Origin of the sequence: Enterobacter sp. R-1.6.2, assembly GCF_035064085.1 — a bacterium.
GTDB lineage: Bacteria > Pseudomonadota > Gammaproteobacteria > Enterobacterales > Enterobacteriaceae > Enterobacter > Enterobacter asburiae_B.
This window is the reverse complement of the sequence record NZ_JASEYI010000007.1, coordinates 16,496-33,394: the sequence shown is the minus strand read 5'-3', so window position 1 is coordinate 33,394 and position 16,899 is coordinate 16,496. Positions and strand designations below refer to the sequence as shown.

Annotated in this window: 18 protein-coding genes; 8 read left to right on the top strand and 10 right to left on the bottom strand. The window is 56.8% G+C overall.

All coding sequences use genetic code 11. From position 1 onward, the window contains the following. Positions 1 to 26: 26 nt before the first annotated feature. A complete protein-coding gene (locus QMN93_RS09550) occupies positions 27 to 992 on the top strand; it encodes a DMT family transporter (protein ID WP_182382947.1) in 966 nt (321 codons plus the stop codon). A 79-nt stretch (positions 993 to 1,071) separates the two neighbouring features. On the opposite strand, the gene QMN93_RS09545 is transcribed toward QMN93_RS09550, so the two are convergent. Beyond that, entirely contained in the window at positions 1,072 to 2,721 is a 1,650-nt protein-coding gene (locus QMN93_RS09545) for a methyl-accepting chemotaxis protein (RefSeq protein ID WP_182382946.1), read from the bottom strand. Between the two features lie 244 nt (positions 2,722 to 2,965). Between QMN93_RS09545 and ytfE the strand changes: the two genes are divergently transcribed. Further along, entirely contained in the window at positions 2,966 to 3,628 is a 663-nt protein-coding gene (ytfE, locus tag QMN93_RS09540; protein ID WP_182382945.1) for an iron-sulfur cluster repair protein YtfE, read from the top strand. A gap of 96 nt (positions 3,629 to 3,724) precedes the next feature. Here the strand turns inward: ytfE and cycA are convergent, their stop codons facing one another. Further along, positions 3,725 to 5,134: a D-serine/D-alanine/glycine transporter gene (cycA, locus tag QMN93_RS09535; protein WP_182382944.1), complete on the bottom strand. Its 1,410-nt coding sequence runs from the start codon at positions 5,132 to 5,134 to the stop codon at positions 3,725 to 3,727. A 311-nt stretch (positions 5,135 to 5,445) separates the two neighbouring features. Next, a complete protein-coding gene (gene fklB / locus QMN93_RS09530; protein ID WP_008502892.1) occupies positions 5,446 to 6,066 on the bottom strand; it encodes an FKBP-type peptidyl-prolyl cis-trans isomerase in 621 nt (206 codons plus the stop codon). A gap of 233 nt (positions 6,067 to 6,299) precedes the next feature. Between fklB and QMN93_RS09525 the strand changes: the two genes are divergently transcribed. After that, positions 6,300 to 6,944 carry an OapA family protein gene (locus QMN93_RS09525; RefSeq protein ID WP_182382943.1) on the top strand — a complete coding sequence of 215 codons (645 nt, stop codon included), beginning with the start codon at positions 6,300 to 6,302 and terminating at the stop codon, positions 6,942 to 6,944. Positions 6,945 to 7,011: 67 nt separating this feature from the next. Here QMN93_RS09525 and rplI read toward each other — a convergent pair whose 3' ends face one another. Genes rplI through rpsF form a run of 4 tightly spaced genes read right to left on the bottom strand, consistent with a single transcriptional unit; the run spans position 7,012 to position 8,451 of the window. Continuing rightward, complete coding sequence (gene rplI / locus QMN93_RS09520) at positions 7,012 to 7,461, bottom strand: 50S ribosomal protein L9 (RefSeq protein WP_023310148.1); 450 nt, start codon at positions 7,459 to 7,461, stop codon at positions 7,012 to 7,014. A 41-nt stretch (positions 7,462 to 7,502) separates the two neighbouring features. Further along, positions 7,503 to 7,730, bottom strand: a complete 228-nt coding sequence (rpsR, locus tag QMN93_RS09515) for a 30S ribosomal protein S18 (RefSeq protein WP_000135199.1) — start codon at positions 7,728 to 7,730, stop codon at positions 7,503 to 7,505. Between the two features lie 4 nt (positions 7,731 to 7,734). Then, positions 7,735 to 8,049: a primosomal replication protein N gene (gene priB / locus QMN93_RS09510; RefSeq protein ID WP_008502895.1), complete on the bottom strand. Its 315-nt coding sequence runs from the start codon at positions 8,047 to 8,049 to the stop codon at positions 7,735 to 7,737. Between the two features lie 6 nt (positions 8,050 to 8,055). Beyond that, positions 8,056 to 8,451, bottom strand: coding sequence for a 30S ribosomal protein S6 (gene rpsF, locus QMN93_RS09505; protein WP_014068637.1), 396 nt, complete (start codon positions 8,449 to 8,451; stop codon positions 8,056 to 8,058). A 341-nt stretch (positions 8,452 to 8,792) separates the two neighbouring features. Between rpsF and yjfY the strand changes: the two genes are divergently transcribed. Further along, complete coding sequence (gene yjfY / locus QMN93_RS09500) at positions 8,793 to 9,068, top strand: DUF1471 family protein YjfY (RefSeq protein ID WP_029740378.1); 276 nt, start codon at positions 8,793 to 8,795, stop codon at positions 9,066 to 9,068. A gap of 170 nt (positions 9,069 to 9,238) precedes the next feature. On the opposite strand, the gene yjfP is transcribed toward yjfY, so the two are convergent. Next, positions 9,239 to 9,961 (bottom strand): esterase, encoded by a 723-nt coding sequence (gene yjfP, locus QMN93_RS09495; RefSeq protein WP_182382942.1) that lies wholly within the window; start codon positions 9,959 to 9,961, stop codon positions 9,239 to 9,241. 137 nt (positions 9,962 to 10,098) lie between these two features. On the opposite strand from yjfP, the gene bsmA reads away from it, so the two are divergent. The 3 genes from bsmA (at position 10,099) to QMN93_RS09480 (ending at position 12,956) form a co-directional block, all read left to right on the top strand. Then, positions 10,099 to 10,428, top strand: coding sequence for a biofilm peroxide resistance protein BsmA (gene bsmA / locus QMN93_RS09490; RefSeq protein WP_029740376.1), 330 nt, complete (start codon positions 10,099 to 10,101; stop codon positions 10,426 to 10,428). Positions 10,429 to 10,576: 148 nt separating this feature from the next. After that, entirely contained in the window at positions 10,577 to 10,852 is a 276-nt protein-coding gene (gene yjfN, locus QMN93_RS09485) for a DUF1471 family protease activator YjfN (protein WP_029740375.1), read from the top strand. A gap of 172 nt (positions 10,853 to 11,024) precedes the next feature. Beyond that, positions 11,025 to 12,956, top strand: a complete 1,932-nt coding sequence (locus tag QMN93_RS09480; protein ID WP_064673126.1) for a methyl-accepting chemotaxis protein — start codon at positions 11,025 to 11,027, stop codon at positions 12,954 to 12,956. Here QMN93_RS09480 and QMN93_RS09475 read toward each other — a convergent pair. Further along, positions 12,953 to 14,575: an isovaleryl-CoA dehydrogenase gene (locus QMN93_RS09475; protein WP_323619015.1), complete on the bottom strand. Its 1,623-nt coding sequence runs from the start codon at positions 14,573 to 14,575 to the stop codon at positions 12,953 to 12,955. The genes QMN93_RS09480 and QMN93_RS09475 overlap by 4 nt on opposite strands. Before the next feature lie 192 nt (positions 14,576 to 14,767). Between QMN93_RS09475 and QMN93_RS09470 the strand changes: the two genes are divergently transcribed. After that, positions 14,768 to 16,042 carry an MFS transporter gene (locus QMN93_RS09470; RefSeq protein WP_182382940.1) on the top strand — a complete coding sequence of 425 codons (1,275 nt, stop codon included), beginning with the start codon at positions 14,768 to 14,770 and terminating at the stop codon, positions 16,040 to 16,042. A 91-nt stretch (positions 16,043 to 16,133) separates the two neighbouring features. Here the strand turns inward: QMN93_RS09470 and rlmB are convergent, their stop codons facing one another. Further along, positions 16,134 to 16,865 (bottom strand): 23S rRNA (guanosine(2251)-2'-O)-methyltransferase RlmB, encoded by a 732-nt coding sequence (rlmB, locus tag QMN93_RS09465; RefSeq protein WP_023334255.1) that lies wholly within the window; start codon positions 16,863 to 16,865, stop codon positions 16,134 to 16,136. Positions 16,866 to 16,899: the final 34 nt, after the last annotated feature.

Genomic DNA, 16,899 nt, shown 5'->3' with positions numbered 1-16,899 from the left:
CAGCGTAAATACCTGTGGATGGAAAAATGATTAGTGGAGTGTTGTATGCCCTGCTGGCCGGGATGATGTGGGGGCTTATTTTTGTCGGCCCGCTGATCGTGCCCGAGTATCCGGCAATACTGCAGTCGACCGGACGCTATCTGGCGCTCGGGCTGATTGCTCTGCCCCTGGCGTGGCTGGGACGCGCGCGCTTGCGTCAGCTCAGCCGTCAGGACTGGGGCACCGCGCTGGCGCTGACCATGATGGGCAATCTTATCTACTACGTTTGCCTTGCGAGTGCCATTCAGCGTACCGGTGCGCCGGTATCTACCATGATTATCGGCACGCTGCCGGTCGTCATCCCCGTCTTTGCTAACCGGCTCTACAGCCACCGCGATGGCAAACTGGCGTGGTCAAAAATGGCGCCGGCGCTGGTATGCACCGCCGTGGGGCTGGTATGCGTCAATATTGCCGAGCTGCGTCACGGGCAGGCGGATGTTGACCTGTGGCGTTACGGCTCTGGCATTGTGCTGGCGTTCATTTCCGTGGCGTGCTGGGCATGGTATGCCCTGCGCAACGCGCGCTGGCTGCGGGAGAACCCGGACAAGCACCCGATGATGTGGGCGACGGCGCAGGCGCTGGTTACGCTGCCCGTCTCGCTGGTGGGCTATGCCGGCGCGTGCATCTGGTTAGGCCATCAACAGCCAGACTTCGCCCAACCCTTCGGGCCAAGACCCTGGGTTTTTATCGGCCTGATGGTGGCGATTGCGGTGCTGTGCTCATGGGTGGGCGCGCTGTGCTGGAACATTGCCAGCCAGAAGCTGCCGACGGTGATTTTAGGGCCGCTGATTGTCTTCGAAACCCTGGCCGGACTGCTTTATACCTTCCTGATGCGCCAGAGCTTACCGCCGTTATTCACGGCCTGCGGGATCGCGCTGCTGGTGGTGGGAGTGGTGATGGCGGTAAGAGCGAAGCCGGAAAAACCGAGGGTCATTCCGGCGTCGGAGATGTGAGCATTGCCCAGCGGCGCTGCGCTTGCAGGGCCTACAAAATCGTAGGCCCGGTAAGGCGTAGCCGCCACCGGGCAAGCCCTTAAAACGTTTCCCAGTTCCCTTCAGACGCCGCCGCTACGGGCTGCGCTTTGGGCACGTAGGTTTTCACCGGCGCCGCTTTGACCGCCTGGTTGCGGGTGATTTTGAACACCGCCACCGCTTCGTTCAGGCGGGCAGCCTGATCTTCCAGCGCCGCCGCCGCGGCCGCAGATTCCTCTACCAGCGAGGCGTTCTGCTGGGTCACGCGGTCCATCTCGGCTACCGCCTGGCCCACCTGGTCGATACCGCGGCTCTGCTCGTCAGAGGCCGAGGCAATTTCACCCATGATGTCCGTCACGCGGGTGACCGCATTGACGATCTCTGCCATCGTCTCCCCGGCTTCGTTAACCAGCTGGGAGCCCGCGTTCACGCGCTCGCCGGAATCATCGATGAGCGCTTTGATCTCTTTCGCCGCCTGGGCGCTGCGCTGGGCGAGAGTACGCACTTCTCCTGCCACCACCGCAAAACCACGGCCCTGCTCGCCTGCACGCGCCGCTTCCACCGCAGCGTTCAGCGCCAGGATGTTAGTCTGGAAGGCAATACCGTCGATTACGTTAGTAATTTGCGCGATTTTACTGGAGCTGGTGGCGATTTCGTCCATCGTACGCACCACGCCTTCAACCACGTTACCGCCCTTCTTCGCCGTAGAGGAGGCGTCCAGCGCCAGACGGGAAGCCTGACGCGCGTTATCGGCGTTCTGCTTCACGGTTGCCGTCAGCTGTTCCATGCTGGCTGCCGTCTCTTCCAGAGACGCGGCCTGCTGCTCGGTACGGGAAGAGAGGTCGTTGCTGCCGGCAGAAATTTCACCGGCACCGGTGTAGATGGTATCCGCACCTTCACGCACCACGCCCACGGTGTTCGCCAGCGAGGTCTGCATCTCCTGAACGTTGCGCGCCAGGATAGCCATTTCGTTCTTACCTTCAGCCTGAATCGGCTGGGTTAAATCCCCCGCCGCAATGGCGCGAATATGGTTAATCACCTCTTCCAGAGGCAGCAGCAGCACGCGGCGCATGGCTACCCAGCTGGAGATAATCACCACAATCACCAGCAGCATAACCGCAGAGAGGATCCACAGGATGCGCTTGTAGTCGCTTTCATTGTCCTGGATGCCTTTATCGGTAAGCGTTGCCTGCGCTTCGCGCCATTCACGGTAAACCGTCTGCATCGCGGTCTGCTTTTGCTCCGCGTTCTGCTTGAACATATCTTCCAGATTGCCCTGGCTCAGCAGAACGTTCATTTGCGTCAGCGTTGCAGAGTAAATGCGGTACTGCTCTTCCAGACGCTTGGCCAGGTTCTCGTCCAGGCCCGGCGTATTTGGCAGGGCATAGTATTTATCGTAATGGACCTGCGCATCGGCGAGCAGATTTTTCGCCGTGTTGACCAGCTCATTGAGCTGCCCACCGTTAATCTGAGAGGCCATGCTGCTTTGCAGACGCAGCATCCCGCGGTTCAGGGTGACGCGCGCCTGGTTCAGACTGATCCACGCATCGGTAAACTCCGCCACGTTCTTGCTGGAGAGCTGCGACACGGTGAAGTTGTCTTTATCGTTATTCAGCGCGTTGATAAAGATACCGGCGGAAATCACTTGCATGATACCGAGCACAAGCAGCACCGAAATCAGAAGGGTAATGACTTTTATACGTTTAAACATGCGTTGCCTTTGTTATATGCAGGTTTGTCTGACGTGGATATATCGGCAGGCACAGCGGGTTGTTTACTGTTTCTACACCTTTAAAAAGTTTCTAAACCACTTTCCTAAGTCCATTCAGAGAGTTAAATGGGGTATTTTTTTGTGACCTGCATCTCATTTTCCCCCTTCCCTCTAAAGGGTTATAGCGCTGCCTTAAAGATGTATTTAATATACATCTTATATTATTGATGACGAGGTAACTGCTATGGCCTTTCGCGACCAACCCCTTGGCGAGCTGGCGCTCTCCATTCCTCGCGCTTCTGCGCTGTTTCGGAAATACGATATGGATTACTGCTGCGGCGGTAAGCAAACCCTGGCACGTGCGGCCTCGCGCAAAGAGCTGGACGTTGAGGTGATTGAAGCAGAGCTGGCGCTGCTGGCCGAGCAGCCCGTCGACAAAGACTGGCGAACCGCCCCGCTTGCTGAAATCATCGACCATATCATCGTGCGATACCATGACCGTCACCGTGAACAGCTGCCGGAGCTGATCCTGCAGGCAACCAAAGTCGAGCGCGTCCATGCCGACAAACCTTCCGTACCGCGCGGCCTGGCGAAGTACCTGACCCTGCTGCACGAAGAGCTTTCCAGCCATATGATGAAAGAAGAGCAGATCCTCTTCCCGATGATTAAACAGGGAATGGGAAGCCAGGCGATGGGGCCTATCAGCGTGATGGAAAGCGAGCACGATGATGCGGGTGAGCTGCTGGAAGTGATCAAACACACCACCCACAACGTCACGCCGCCGCCAGAAGCGTGCACAACGTGGAAAGCGATGTACAACGGCATTAACGAGATGATTGACGACCTGATGGAACACATCAGTCTTGAGAACAACGTTCTGTTCCCGCGGGCATTAGCTGGGGAATAAAAAAGGCCGCTGCGGCCTGATGCCCTCACCCCGGCCCTCTCCCACGGGGAGAGGGTGCAAAAACTAAAAACGGCAACCGAAGTTGCCGTTTTGCTTTTACCTTACGCCTGCCATACGTTTCTTACCGATAAACACCCAGCCCAGCCCCAGCGCGATAAACCACAGCGGCGTGACGATGAGTGCCTGACGGGTATCATCTTCCAGCGTCAGCAGAACCAGCACGAAGACGAAGAACGCCATGCACACCCAGCACATCAGCTTGCCCAGCGGCATCTTGTAGATCGATTTTTCATGCAGGTGCGGGCGCTTCTTGCGGTACACCAGGTATGAACAGAGGATGATGGTCCAGACGAACATAAACAGGATCGCAGAGACCGTGGTAATCATGGTGAACGCGCCAATCACGCTTGGGTTCACGTAGAGCATCACCACGCCGCCCAGCAGGCACATGCAGGAGAAGGTCAACCCTTTTGCCGGTACCGCGCGCTTAGACAGCTTGGCGAACGCGCTCGGCGCCACGCCTTCCTGCGCCAGGCCAAACAGCATACGGCTGGTGGAGAACACGCCGCTGTTCGCGGAAGATGCCGCAGAGGTCAGCACCACGAAGTTAATCAGGCTCGCGGCAGCAGGCAGGCCTACCAGCACGAACAGCTCAACGAACGGGCTCTTGGTTGGCACCACGGAGCTCCACGGCGTCACGGACATAATGACGATCAGCGCGAAGACGTAGAACATGATGATACGCAGCGGAATAGAGTTAATCGCGCGCGGGAGAGACTTCTCGGGATCTTTGGTCTCCGCTGCCGTCGTGCCCACCAGTTCAATGCCCACGAACGCAAATACCGCGATCTGGAAGCCGGCAAAGAAGCCGCTAATGCCTTTCGGGAACCAGCCGCCGTCATTCCACAGATGGGTAAACGACGCCTGAACGCCCGTTGGCGACTGGAAGTGGGTGAGCACCATCACCAGACCCACGACGATAAGCCCGACAATCGCCACGATTTTGATCATCGCGAACCAGAACTCCATCTCACCGAACATTTTAACGGTGGCGAGGTTAAGGCTCAGCAGCAGAACAATGACCGCCAGCGAGGCGACCCAGTCCGACAGCCCCGGGAACCAGAACTGCGCGTAGGCGGTAATCGCCACGACGTCCGCCATACCGGTGACGACCCAGCAGAACCAGTAGGTCCAGCCGGTGAAATAGCCCGCCCACGGCCCGAGCAGGTCAGAAGCGAAGTCGCTAAAGGATTTGTATTCGAGGTTCGAGAGCAGCAGTTCACCCATTGCACGCATCACGAAGAAGAGCATAAAACCGATGATCATATAAACGAATATGATCGACGGCCCGGCGAGACTGATGGTTTTGCCTGACCCCATAAACAGCCCGGTACCGATGGCACCCCCAATCGCAATGAGCTGAATATGACGGTTTGTGAGATTGCGCCGTAGCGACTGTTCAGACGACGCCTCTTCGTCGGCGACGACTTTGACCTGATCTACCATGTGATATTTTCCTGTTTATGCCTGTCTGTGTTGTTAAGGCTCTTCTGGCCTTTAAATACGTCAAAAGATGACGTTCCCTTGTAAGGGCTAATCGATATTAGGTAAGAATCGGCGGGATGAATACTATGATTTAGATATTATGTTAATAATATGTTGAAAGTGAGTGTCATATCACTCATACAGCGCGAAACAGCTCACAAAAATACACGCAACAGTTTCGTTTGCAAGATAAAATGTTGATAGCGCCGTAACTATAGGTTTTTACACTATTTTCCTCTCCCCAACCGGGGAGAGGAAATAAGAAAAGTCGATTACAGAATTTCCAGCAGCTCGACTTCAAAGACCAGGGTGCTGAATGGCGGGATGGACGCGCCAGCGCCACGCTCGCCGTAGGCCAGGTTATGCGGGATAGTCAGTTCCCATTTGGAACCGACCGGCATCAGGGTCAGAGCTTCGATCCAGCCTGCGATCACGCCGTTAACCGGGAACTCAGCCGGTTCGCCGCGCGCCACGGAGCTGTCGAACACGGTACCGTCGATCAGTTTACCGGTGTAATGCACGCGAACGTGGTCGGTACGCGCCGGGATTGCGCCGTCGCCCTGATTGATCACGCGGAACTGCAGACCGGATTCGGTGCTATTCACGCCTTCACGCTCACGGTTCTCTTCCAGATATTTCACACCTTCGGCTGCCATCTCTTCGAAGCGCGCGCGACGCACGGCGTCAGCACGTTCGTGGATTTCACGCAGCGCACGGTGCACAACGTCTACCGGAACGGCAGGCTGTTTGCCTTCCAGCGCGTCAGCGATACCCGCCACCAGCGCTTCAGGTAACAGACCTTCCAGGCCGGATTCGCTCAGCTGCTGTCCTACCTGCAAGCCGATACCGTAACTTGCCTGCGCTTCGATAGTGTCAAAAGTCGGGGTGGTCATGGGTTTTCCTTCCATCACATTTAAAGTAGCGGGCAGCATATCAGCCATGCCCTTATGGGTAAAACTTTGTCTGAAGTTAAGGTGACAAACCGCGACGAAACAGAAACAATAGAGATAACCAGGATTAATCCCGAACTGATGTCACGGATGTCGGGTTTACTACGCCGTTCAGGCAGTTAGCAAACTATACTTCGGGGCACAGGATAAAAAATACGCGGAGCAGGAGGAGTGCCATGCCCGGGCGATTTGAACTGAAACCTACCCTGGCGAAAATCTGGCAGGCGCCGGACAATTTTCGCATCATGGACCCGCTGCCTCCTCTGCATCGCAGAGGGATCATCATTGGCGCGCTGATGGTGATCGTGGGCTTCCTGCTTCCTTCCGGGGGCGATGATGTCGATACCGCCCCCGTCGCCCGCAATGCTCAGCTGGATATTCAGTCGCAGGCGCGGCCACAGCCTGACGCACAGCCGATGCAGACGCAGCTTGTGACCCCGTCTAACGATCCGGGTCAGGTCGCGCCGGTTGAGCCAGAACCTATTCAGGATGAACAGCCGCAGGATCAAGCCGCCGCCCCGTCTCAGCCTCAGACGCAACAGCCTACCGGCATTGAGCAACAGTGGCGTTCCTATCGCGTAGAGCCGGGTAAAACGCTGGCACAGCTGTTCCGCGACCACAACCTGCCGCCAACCGACGTGTATGCCATGGCGAAGGTGGAAGGTGCGGGTAAACCGCTCAGTAACCTGCAGAATGGTCAGATGGTACAGATTCGCCAGAATGCCAGCGGGGTAGTGACAGGGTTAACGATTGATACGGGAAGTGGACAACAGGTACTGTTTACCCGCCAGCCAGACGGCAGTTTCATCAGGGCGCGTTAAGACCCGGATCTGTAAAAAGCAAAACGCCGGCACAAGGCCGGCGTTTCAACGTGAGCAGAGTAAAAAATTACTCAGCTACAACGTTAACAACCAGTTTAGCGAACACTTCGCTGTGAACCTGGAAGTCAACTTCGTGCTCACCAGTGGTACGCAGAACGCCGTTCGGCAGACGAACTTCGCTCTTAGCCACTTTAACGCCTGCTGCAGAAACTGCATCAGCGATATCGCGGGTACCGATGGAACCGAACAGTTTACCTTCGTCGCCTGATTTAGACGCGATGGTAACGGTGCCCAGTGCGTTGATTGCTTCAGCGCGAGCGTTAGCAGCCGCCAGAACGTCAGCCAGTTTGGCTTCCAGTTCAGCGCGACGTGCTTCGAAAAACTCTACGTTTTTCTTGGTAGCTGGAACAGCTTTACCCTGTGGAACCAGGAAGTTACGTGCGTAACCCGCTTTAACGTTAACCTGATCACCCAGGCTGCCCAGGTTTGCTACTTTATCAAGCAGAATAACTTGCATTACCTTATCCTCTTAAAGTCGTATTAATGGACCGTGCCCGATTACTGATGACGATCAGTGTACGGCAGCAGGGACAGGTAGCGAGCGCGTTTGATAGCGCGAGCCAGCTGACGCTGGTATTTTGCACGAGTACCGGTGATACGGCTTGGGACAATCTTACCGCTTTCGGTGATGTAGTTTTTCAGCGTTGCGATATCTTTATAGTCGATCTCTTGAACGCCTTCCGCGGTGAAACGGCAGAACTTGCGACGACGGAAATAACGTGCCATATGGCTAGTCTCCAGAATCTATCAAATCAATCTGCTCGGCATGCAGAACCATTTTGCTCAGGCCGTTCTTTGCCTTGTGGCAAGAGATGAACCCCTGAACGATTACTGCGCTACCGACCGTTAAACTGTGAGTAATGGCCTGGTTTTCGTGTCCGCTAATAATAACGGGCATTTGGCACCACGCCTGCCGGTGAAACCCGGCTTCCTCTTGCACAGAACGATGCTCAAGCACGAACTGGCAATGCGGAATTCCTGATGGACTGACCTTTCGAAGGGGAGCCCTGCATACGATGCCGGACAACGCCAGACGGTTGGTCATCAGAAATTACTCTTCAGAATCCCCAGCATCAGAATCATCTGCGGTTTCGTTTGCGAAATCATCGCGACGCTCACGGCGCTCGTCTTTCGCTTTAACCATCGGAGATGCTTCGGTAACTGCGTTTTTGGTACGCATAACCATGCTGCGGATAACGGCATCGTTGAAGCGGAAGGTAGTTTCCAGCTCATCGATCACTTCCTGCGGCGCTTCAACGTTCATCAGAACGTAGTGTGCTTTGTGCAGTTTGTTGATCGGGTAAGCCAGCTGACGGCGGCCCCAGTCTTCCAGACGGTGGATCGTACCTTCTGCACCAGTGATGGCAGCAGAGTAACGCTCGATCATGCCCGGAACCTGTTCGCTCTGGTCAGGATGGACCATAAAAACGATTTCGTAATGACGCATCGAATTGCTCCTTACGGATTATTCAGCCTCCTGTCTGGGTCAGCCGAGGCCCGGGGAGGCAAGGAACGTGTTAAAGGTCGGCTGAAAAATTGACGCGTCATAATACTTGCGCGCCCCTGGAAACTCAAGCTGATTGCACAAATAATTCGCACAAAGCGCGAAGCGGGTCTAAGTGGGTGATTTAAAATTGGTCACACCCGGAAGCGTTGTTTTTTTGAACAACTGCATCAGAAATGGTCACGCATCCCCGCCGGATGAGTGATTACACTTTAATCAGAGATCGCCTGAATTAAAGAAGGAGCATCCCCCCTCTCGCAGCACGTAGTCGTGGAGCGCATATCATGAAAAAAATCGCATTAGCCATAATGGCGGCGCTTTTGCTCAGTGCAAACGCGATGGCAGCCATCAAGATAGACAGCCGACAGGCCAGAAACATGGATGATGTGCAAAGCTTGGGCGTAATTTACATCAATCATAATTTCGCCACGGAAAGTGAAGCAGATCAGGCATTAAACGCAGAAACCGATGCGCAGGGCGCAACCTATTACCACGTGATGTTAACCCGTGAGCCCGGCAGCAACGGCAACATGCACGCCAGTGCAGATATTTACCGATAACGCTTTAACGCTAGCACCAGGAAAGCCAACAACGAGAACATAGCCATAGATGACGTTGCCCCCTGCCCGGGGGCTTTTTTTTTGTGAGTGGCTCCGGAATACTACCGGTAAAATAGCCCCCCAGAGATCCTCCACAAGCGGGAAGATTAGGGCATCAAAGTCCTGCGCATTTAAAGGTGCTGGCTGAAAAAAGCCACCGTAGCGTCCAGCGCCGTTGGCGTAATGCGGTGGCGGACGCCCGGTTCCCACAGACAGGTCAGATTAGCGTCCAGCCCTTCATTCATTAACGCCTGCTGCAGACGGAAGGTTCCCTCGGGCGGGACCACATCATCCGCGTCACCGTGCCACAGCAGCAGCGGGCGATCGGCCACGCGCGGCAATGCCCGGGTCACTTCCCACTCTGCCAGCGTCGCCGTCATTTCCGTTAAATCCTGAGGGGGGAAAAGGGTCTTCGCCAGCGAAGTAAAGTAGCCCGAGCCCATCAGACAGGCGACAGACTTCACTTCAGGATGATGCGTCATAATCCCCAGCGCCGTCATACCGCCCATCGATGCCCCGGCTACCGCCAGACGATTGTCGGCCACCAGCCCTGCCCCATAAAGCGCATCGCGCAGCCCGGCAAACTCGGTCAGACTCCCGTGCAGAATCTGCCAGAACTGACCCAGCCGCGCCTGTTCATTACCCGTAAAGCGTGCGCCGTGGTCGGGTGCATCTGGCATCACCACGCGAAAACCCGCCTGCGCCAGCGCTACCGCAAAATAACTGTAAACCAGCTTCGATGAGGTAAACCCGTGATAAAAAACGACAACAGGCAGCGGTTTATCACGTTTACCCGCCGGCATCGCGTGTAAAATTTCATGGTCGCCGAGGTGGCGTATTTCAATTTCAATCATTGTCGACCCTGTGCGAATCTATGATTCATAATGTTGAGAACTGGGTTACGCTTTCGCGTCATTTTCATTCGAAATATACGTCCCAGATAACACTTCGGGAACATTCCCCCAAAACTAAATTCACAGCCAACTACACTATGGCTATCAGGAAACGAGATATGGTTATGCGCAGGTTTGCTGCTTTATTGCTGGTGTTTCTGCTGAGTGGCTGTAGCGCGCTGCAGGGAACGCCGCAACCCGCTCCACCGGTCGCCGATCATCCACAGGAGATTCGTCGTAATCAGACGGAAGGATTACAACGAATGGGCACCATCTCCGCGCTGGTTCGCGGCTCTCCGGATGACGCAGAATCGGCAATAAAAGCACAGGCCGTCGCCGCCAAAGCAGATTATTACGTCATCATTATGATCGACGAAACCATCATAACGGGACAGTGGTACTCACAGGCCATTTTGTACCGCAAATAATGGTTTTCCTTTGAACGAGATTTACACTGCTTTGCGTCCATAGACATTTTCCTGTCCACAATAAACTCCACGCCCGCATCAATGGAAGGGAGTTTATTAGCGAAGGATTGCCCGGCGGATACCGGATATATGTGAAATGGAGCTGACGATGAAACGAACTCTTGCTTTGACCTCACTGTTGCTCTCAGCAGGCCTGCTGAGCACCACCGCGCAGTCAGCAGAATTCGCCAGTGCTGATTGTGTGACTGGCCTGAATGAAATTGGCCAGATCTCCGTGAATAATATCTCGGGGAGCCCGCAAGACGTTGAACGTGTCGTGGCATTAAAGGCCGATGAGCAGGGTGCTTCATGGTATCGCATCATCCAGATGCAGGAAGATAACCATATCGATCGCTGGCGGGTACAGGCCATTCTCTACGTGTAAACTCCCTCCTGATAAAAGCCACTTATTTTTAGTGGCTTTTCGTTTTTGCAAATTTTTTATCTTATATAAAACCAATAAAGAACAATTGAATAACATTTTGTTACATTAAAACAGTAAACGTAATCTCCGCTCTGCCGTTGAAGAACCATAACTTTTCAATGATGAGCAATTTATGATCAACTTTTTCCGCCGTGCGGGCCTGGGGTCGAAACTCTCGCTGCTGACTGGCGTCAGTGTCGCCACGCTGTTTCTGCTATTCACTTTTCTGCTCAGCCAAAAAGCCAGCCAGCAGCTTGAAGCCCTTGCGGTCGAAGATCTGCATAATCAGTCCACCGGCATGGTCGACATGGTGCAGATGTTCAACACCAGCCTGAGTGAAGAGGTTGAGAGCTACACCCGTCTGTTTACCACCTTTTTACCGCAGCCCCTGAACATTGATAATTCCCAACACCAGACGATTAACGGACTTAGCGTTCCGCTTCTGAAAGGCGGAGACACCGGGCTGCATGAAAATAACACCCTTTCGGACGAGTTCCTGAACCGTACGGGAGCCATTTCGACGCTGTTTGTACGCAGCGGTAACGACTTTGTTCGCGTAGCCACTTCCCTGCGCAAAGAGAATGGCGATCGGGCAATGGGTACCGTTCTGGATAACGCCAGCCCGGCCTTTGCCGCCGTCAACAAAGGTGAAGTGTACCGCGGCCTGGCGCTGCTGTTCGGCAAACACTACATCACCCAGTACCAGCCCGTTAAAAACGCCGAAGGGCAGGTCATTGCGATTGTCTTTGTCGGGGTGGACATCACCCACTCCTGGAACGTAATGCGCGAGAAAATCCTCAACCGCCGCCTGGGCGAGAGCGGTCACTTCTTCGTGCTGGATCGCAGCAACGGCAAAACGCGCGGGCAATACCTGTTCCATGCCAGCGAAGAGGGAAAACAGCCGAAGTGGGACGGCGCGACGCAGCAGCAGCTTCTGGGTGACAAACCCGGCACGCTGGAGCGTACAAGCGACGACGGCCGGACACTGAAAATGGCGTATACCCCGCTGCCGGGCTGGAACTGGACGATCGTGGGCGAAGTGGATAAATCGGTGCTGCTCTCAAGCGTTACCGCCATGCGCGATCGCTTCCTGCTGGCCGGCGTGGTCTTATCCATCCTTTTTGCTGGCCTGTTCGTGGTCATTATTCGCCGCGTGCTGACCCGTCCGCTGCGCAACGTTATCCATCTTGCCCGACAATATGCCGCTGGGGATCTCCGTTCCAGCCTGCCCGTGACCCGCCAGGACGAAGTCGGCCAGCTGATCGATGCTATCAACGGCATCGGCGGCGGCCTGCAAAAAATTGTCCTGCAGGTTCGTGAGGCAGCAGGCGAGATCCATTTGGGCACCAACGCGCTGGCCGCCGACACTGGCGAGATTTCAGAGCAGATCAACAAGCAGGCCAGCAGCGTGGAGGAGACGTCCGCCAGCATGGAGCAGCTGGCCGCCACCGTGCAGCAAAATGCCGCCAACATGGAGCAAACACAGCAGCTGGTGGGTGAAACCTCGCTCGCGGTCCATCAGGGCGGTGAGACGGTCACCCATGCGGTGTCGACCATGGACGACATTCGCGAAGCGTCAAAACGCATCGAAGACATCACCCGCGTGATCGAATCCATCGCTTTCCAGACCAATATTCTGGCGCTGAACGCGGCTGTGGAAGCGGCCCGCGCAGGCGAGCACGGAAAAGGGTTTGCGGTAGTCGCGCAGGAAGTTCGCGCGCTGGCGGGACGCAGCGCTAACGCGGTGAAGGAGATTGAACAGCTGATTGGCGATACGCTCAGAAAAGTGAGTGAGGGTCATGCGCTGTCTGAACGGACGCGCCTGGCGATGGACGACATCATCATTCATATCGATAACATCAGCCAGCTGGTCACCGAGATTAACCATGCCTCACGCGAGCAGTCCGCCGGGATCGGCCAGGTGAACCTTGCCATGACCCATATTGGCGAAGCGTCGCATATCAATGCCGACCGCATCTCACGCAGCGAACAAACCGCTCAAACGCTGCGCGAGAAGGGTTCACACCTGACTCAGCTGGTGAGCCTGTTCCAGCTAAAAGGCTAACCGACTCTGCCCGTCGCACGCAGCAGCAGGTCGCTTTGCACCTGCTCGCTCATCAGCGTGCCGCCACGGGTATCCAGCATCATGCGGCACCACGCCTGCGCCACCGGGGGCGATGCGTGCCGCAGCATCTGGCTTCCGGCACCCAGCAAGAAAAGCTGCTGCGCGATCTCTCGCCCCTGCGCCTCCTGCGGTTTACGCAGTTTTTGCTGAAGCTGTCGCCAGCTGCGGTCGAAGTGTCTGTCCTGCCCTTTCACCTGCGCAAACTCGTCGGCAAGCAGATCGTGAATACCCGGCTGCTTCGCCAGCACGCGCAGAACGTCCAGGCACATAATATTTCCTGACCCTTCCCAGATGCTGTTCACCGGCATCTCGCGGTACAGGCGGGGAAGTTCGCTCTCTTCGCAATATCCGATCCCGCCCAGCACCTCCATCGCCTCAGCGACAAACGGGATACCCGCTTTACAGATGCTAAATTTCGCCGCCGGGGTAAACAGCCTCGCCCAGGCGGCCTCCTGCGGATCGGCACGCTTGTCCCACGCCCGGGCCAGGCGGAACAGCAGCGCCGTGTGCCCCTCCAGCACCAGCGCCATCCGGCTTAATACCTCGCGCATTAAAGGCTGATCGATGAGGTTTTTGCCGAAGGTCTGACGCTGGTGGGCATGGTACAGCGCCACCGAGAGCGCCCGACGCATCAGTCCGTGGCTGCCCAGCGCGCAGTCAAAGCGCGTCAGACCGCCCATTTTGAGGATCTGCCGTACCCCTTCGCCCTCTTCCCCCAACAGCCAGCCGGAGGCATCGAGAAACTCCGCCTCGCTGCTGGCGTTGGAGCGGTTCCCGAGCTTGTCCTTAAGGCGCTCCAGACGCACGGCGTTGCGCTGTCCGTCAGGCAAAAAGCGCGGCACAAAAAAGCAGGATAGCCCGCCCTTCGCCTGGGCCAGCACCAGGTGCGCATCGCTTTGCGGGACGGAGAAAAACCATTTATGCCCCACCAGCCTGTAGCTGCCGTCGCTGCATTTTTCCGCTTTGGTGGTGTTGCTGAGCACGTCCGAGCCGCCCTGCTTTTCCGTCATCCCCATGCCAATCAGCAGGCCGCGCTTTTGCGCGCCAGGGGCAAGGTGCGGATCATAGCGATCGCTGAGCAGCGGCGTCAGCCAGTCGTGAAATGCTTTGGGGAGCGCCTGCTGCAACAGCGGCGTGGCGGCAAACGTCATAGTGACCGGGCAAAGCGTGCCCGCCTCTACCTGAGCATGAAGCACAAAGCGTGCGGCCCGAGCGACAAACGACCCTTTACGCGCCTCCTCTTCCCACGCCAGGTTATGCACGCGGTTGGCGCAAAGCCCCTGTATCAGCAGATGCCACGCCGGATGAAAACGCACGTCGTCCAGCCGCTCCCCGGTGGCGTCATAGCGTAACAGCTCGGGCGGGTTGACGTTTGCCAGCCGGCCCAGCTCCAGCGACTCCGCGGTGCCCAACTGCTGCCCGATGCTGGCGAGCAGCTCAAAATCCCACTCGGCTCCTTCACGCACGACCGCATCGCGCAGGGCGCAGTCCGAGAGGAAAAGGTTGCTGTTGGAAAGCGGTGCAGGTTGATTGAAAACGGTATGGGTCTGCCAGTGCATGCTGTCTCCCTCCTTCAGTGGCAATGACGATAAGTATGGACAGACCGCGCGCACGCTGCATGGGAGGGGAGTCACACGTTCACGATCCCGCTGATATCATTCGTGAAATAGCTCACAGAACATAAGAATAAACTATTTCATGACTCCGCTTTTGTTGAATAATTTATTCTTACACCTTAAGTGAGGATCGTTATGCAACCGGACGCGCACAAGCGAGCATTAATTGCAGGCTCCATTGGTAACTTTATCGAGTGGTATGAGTTTGCGGTCTACGGTTTTCTGGCGACCGTCATTGCGAAAAACTTCTTCCAGCTTGAAGGAGAGGCGGGGCTGACCAGCCTGATCCTCACCTACGCCTCGTTTGCCATCGCCTTCTTCTTCCGCCCGCTGGGTGCGGTGGTGTTTGGCCGCATCGGCGACCGGATTGGCCGTAAGCCGACGCTAATTATCGTGCTGGTGCTGATGACGCTCGCTACCGCCGCCATCGGCGTTGTGCCGGTCTACGCCAGCATCGGGATTGCCGCGCCGCTGATTATTACGCTGCTGCGCATCCTGCAGGGGCTGTTCGCGGGCGGCGAGTACGGCGGCGCGGTCTCGCTGATGACGGAGTTCGCCCCGCGCGGCAAGCGTGGGCTCTATGGCGCGTGGCAGTCCTTTACCGTGGCGCTGGGGCTGCTGGCGGGCGCAGGCATCGTGGCGCTGCTCTCCACCCTTCTCACGCCTGAAGCCCTGCACGACTGGGGCTGGCGCATTCCGTTCTTCCTGGCGCTGCCCATGGGCGTTGTGGCGCTGTGGCTTCGCGTCAGTATGGAAGAGACACCGAGCTTTGTGCAGCAGCAGGATAAACCGGCTGTCGCTCAGGCGGATACTGCCGCCACGCTCCGGGCCATCGTGATGGGAATTGGGCGCGTCATGGTCTGGTCTGCGGCGGGGTATACCTACCTGGTGATTATGCCGACCTATCTGCAGTCGGCGCTGCACACCGGGTTCAACCAGGCGCTGTTGATAGCGGTGATTTCAAATATTGGTTTTGCGCTGACCATCATTCCGTCGGGGATCCTGAGTGACCGGATAGGGCGCCGCACGGTGATGATTATCGCCACCGCGCTGCTGCTGATCCTCGCCCTGCCGCTGCTGAAAATCCTTCAGGCTGAGTCGAGTACGCTGGCGGTGAAGGCTGGTGTGGTGTTGATTGCGGGCGGCCTGGTGGGCATGCTGGCGGGGCCGGGCCCGGCGATGCTATCTGAGATGTTCCCGACGCGCGCGCGCTATACGGGGCTGGGGCTGGCCTACTCTTTGTCGAACGCGATTTTCTCGGGATGTGCAGGGCTGATTATTACCGGGCTGATTAAGCAGACGGGCAACCTGGATATTCCGGCGTATTACGTGATGGCGACGGCGGTAGTGAGTATTTTCGCGCTGATGACGCTGAGGAAGGATGACCATTTGCGGTCGCTAGAGGAGTGAGGTTAATGCCCGGTGGCGCTGCGCTTACCGGGCCTACGGTACCGTGCCTTTGTAGGCCGGGTAAGGCGAAGCCGCCACCCGGCACAACAGGCTACCCGCGCTGGCGCACCGCTTCAAACAGGCAGATGCCCGTCGCAACGGAAACGTTCAGGGACGACACGCTGCCCGCCATCGGGATGCTGATCAGCTCGTCGCAGTGCTCGCGGGTCAGACGACGCATGCCTTCGCCTTCCGCACCCATCACCAGCGCCAGACGGCCGGTCATTTTGCTCTGGTACAGAGTATGATCCGCTTCACCGGCGGTACCGACGATCCAGATGTTCTCTTCCTGCAGCAGACGCATAGTGCGCGCCAGGTTAGTCACGCGGATCAGCGGAACGTTTTCCGCCGCGCCGCAGGCCACCTTCTTCGCCGTCGCGTTCAGCTGCGCGGAGCGATCTTTCGGCACGATCACCGCATGCACGCCCGCCGCATCGGCGCTGCGCAGGCACGCGCCGAGGTTGTGCGGATCGGTAACGCCGTCGAGGATCAGGAAGAACGGGTTATCCAGCTCGGCAATCAGATCCGGCAGATCGTTTTCCTGATACTGACGACCCGGCTTCACGCGGGCAATGATCCCCTGGTGGACCGCGCCTTCGCTTTTCTCATCCAGGAACTGGCGATTCGCCAGCTGGATCACCACGCCCTGCGCTTCCAGGGCGTGGATCAGCGGCATCAGACGCTTATCTTCACGCCCTTTCAGAATAAACACTTCCTGAAAACGCTCCGGTGCGCGCTCGAGAAGGGCCTGCACCGCGTGGATGCCGTAAATCATTTCACTCATTGATGGTTCTCGTAATAAGTATTTCCCCTCCCCC

What these genes read in the sequence shown, in the direction of transcription:
- QMN93_RS09550 (WP_182382947.1), top strand. Translation starts at nt 27, where the DNA reads ATGATTAGTGGAGTGTTGTATGCCCTGCTGGCCGGGATGATGTGGGGG.
- QMN93_RS09545 (WP_182382946.1), bottom strand. Translation starts at nt 2,721, where the DNA reads ATGTTTAAACGTATAAAAGTCATTACCCTTCTGATTTCGGTGCTGCTT.
- ytfE (WP_182382945.1), top strand. Translation starts at nt 2,966, where the DNA reads ATGGCCTTTCGCGACCAACCCCTTGGCGAGCTGGCGCTCTCCATTCCT.
- cycA (WP_182382944.1), bottom strand. Translation starts at nt 5,134, where the DNA reads ATGGTAGATCAGGTCAAAGTCGTCGCCGACGAAGAGGCGTCGTCTGAA.
- fklB (WP_008502892.1), bottom strand. Translation starts at nt 6,066, where the DNA reads ATGACCACCCCGACTTTTGACACTATCGAAGCGCAGGCAAGTTACGGT.
- QMN93_RS09525 (WP_182382943.1), top strand. Translation starts at nt 6,300, where the DNA reads ATGCCCGGGCGATTTGAACTGAAACCTACCCTGGCGAAAATCTGGCAG.
- rplI (WP_023310148.1), bottom strand. Translation starts at nt 7,461, where the DNA reads ATGCAAGTTATTCTGCTTGATAAAGTAGCAAACCTGGGCAGCCTGGGT.
- rpsR (WP_000135199.1), bottom strand. Translation starts at nt 7,730, where the DNA reads ATGGCACGTTATTTCCGTCGTCGCAAGTTCTGCCGTTTCACCGCGGAA.
- priB (WP_008502895.1), bottom strand. Translation starts at nt 8,049, where the DNA reads ATGACCAACCGTCTGGCGTTGTCCGGCATCGTATGCAGGGCTCCCCTT.
- rpsF (WP_014068637.1), bottom strand. Translation starts at nt 8,451, where the DNA reads ATGCGTCATTACGAAATCGTTTTTATGGTCCATCCTGACCAGAGCGAA.
- yjfY (WP_029740378.1), top strand. Translation starts at nt 8,793, where the DNA reads ATGAAAAAAATCGCATTAGCCATAATGGCGGCGCTTTTGCTCAGTGCA.
- yjfP (WP_182382942.1), bottom strand. Translation starts at nt 9,961, where the DNA reads ATGATTGAAATTGAAATACGCCACCTCGGCGACCATGAAATTTTACAC.
- bsmA (WP_029740376.1), top strand. Translation starts at nt 10,099, where the DNA reads ATGGCTATCAGGAAACGAGATATGGTTATGCGCAGGTTTGCTGCTTTA.
- yjfN (WP_029740375.1), top strand. Translation starts at nt 10,577, where the DNA reads ATGAAACGAACTCTTGCTTTGACCTCACTGTTGCTCTCAGCAGGCCTG.
- QMN93_RS09480 (WP_064673126.1), top strand. Translation starts at nt 11,025, where the DNA reads ATGATCAACTTTTTCCGCCGTGCGGGCCTGGGGTCGAAACTCTCGCTG.
- QMN93_RS09475 (WP_323619015.1), bottom strand. Translation starts at nt 14,575, where the DNA reads ATGCACTGGCAGACCCATACCGTTTTCAATCAACCTGCACCGCTTTCC.
- QMN93_RS09470 (WP_182382940.1), top strand. Translation starts at nt 14,768, where the DNA reads ATGCAACCGGACGCGCACAAGCGAGCATTAATTGCAGGCTCCATTGGT.
- rlmB (WP_023334255.1), bottom strand. Translation starts at nt 16,865, where the DNA reads ATGAGTGAAATGATTTACGGCATCCACGCGGTGCAGGCCCTTCTCGAG.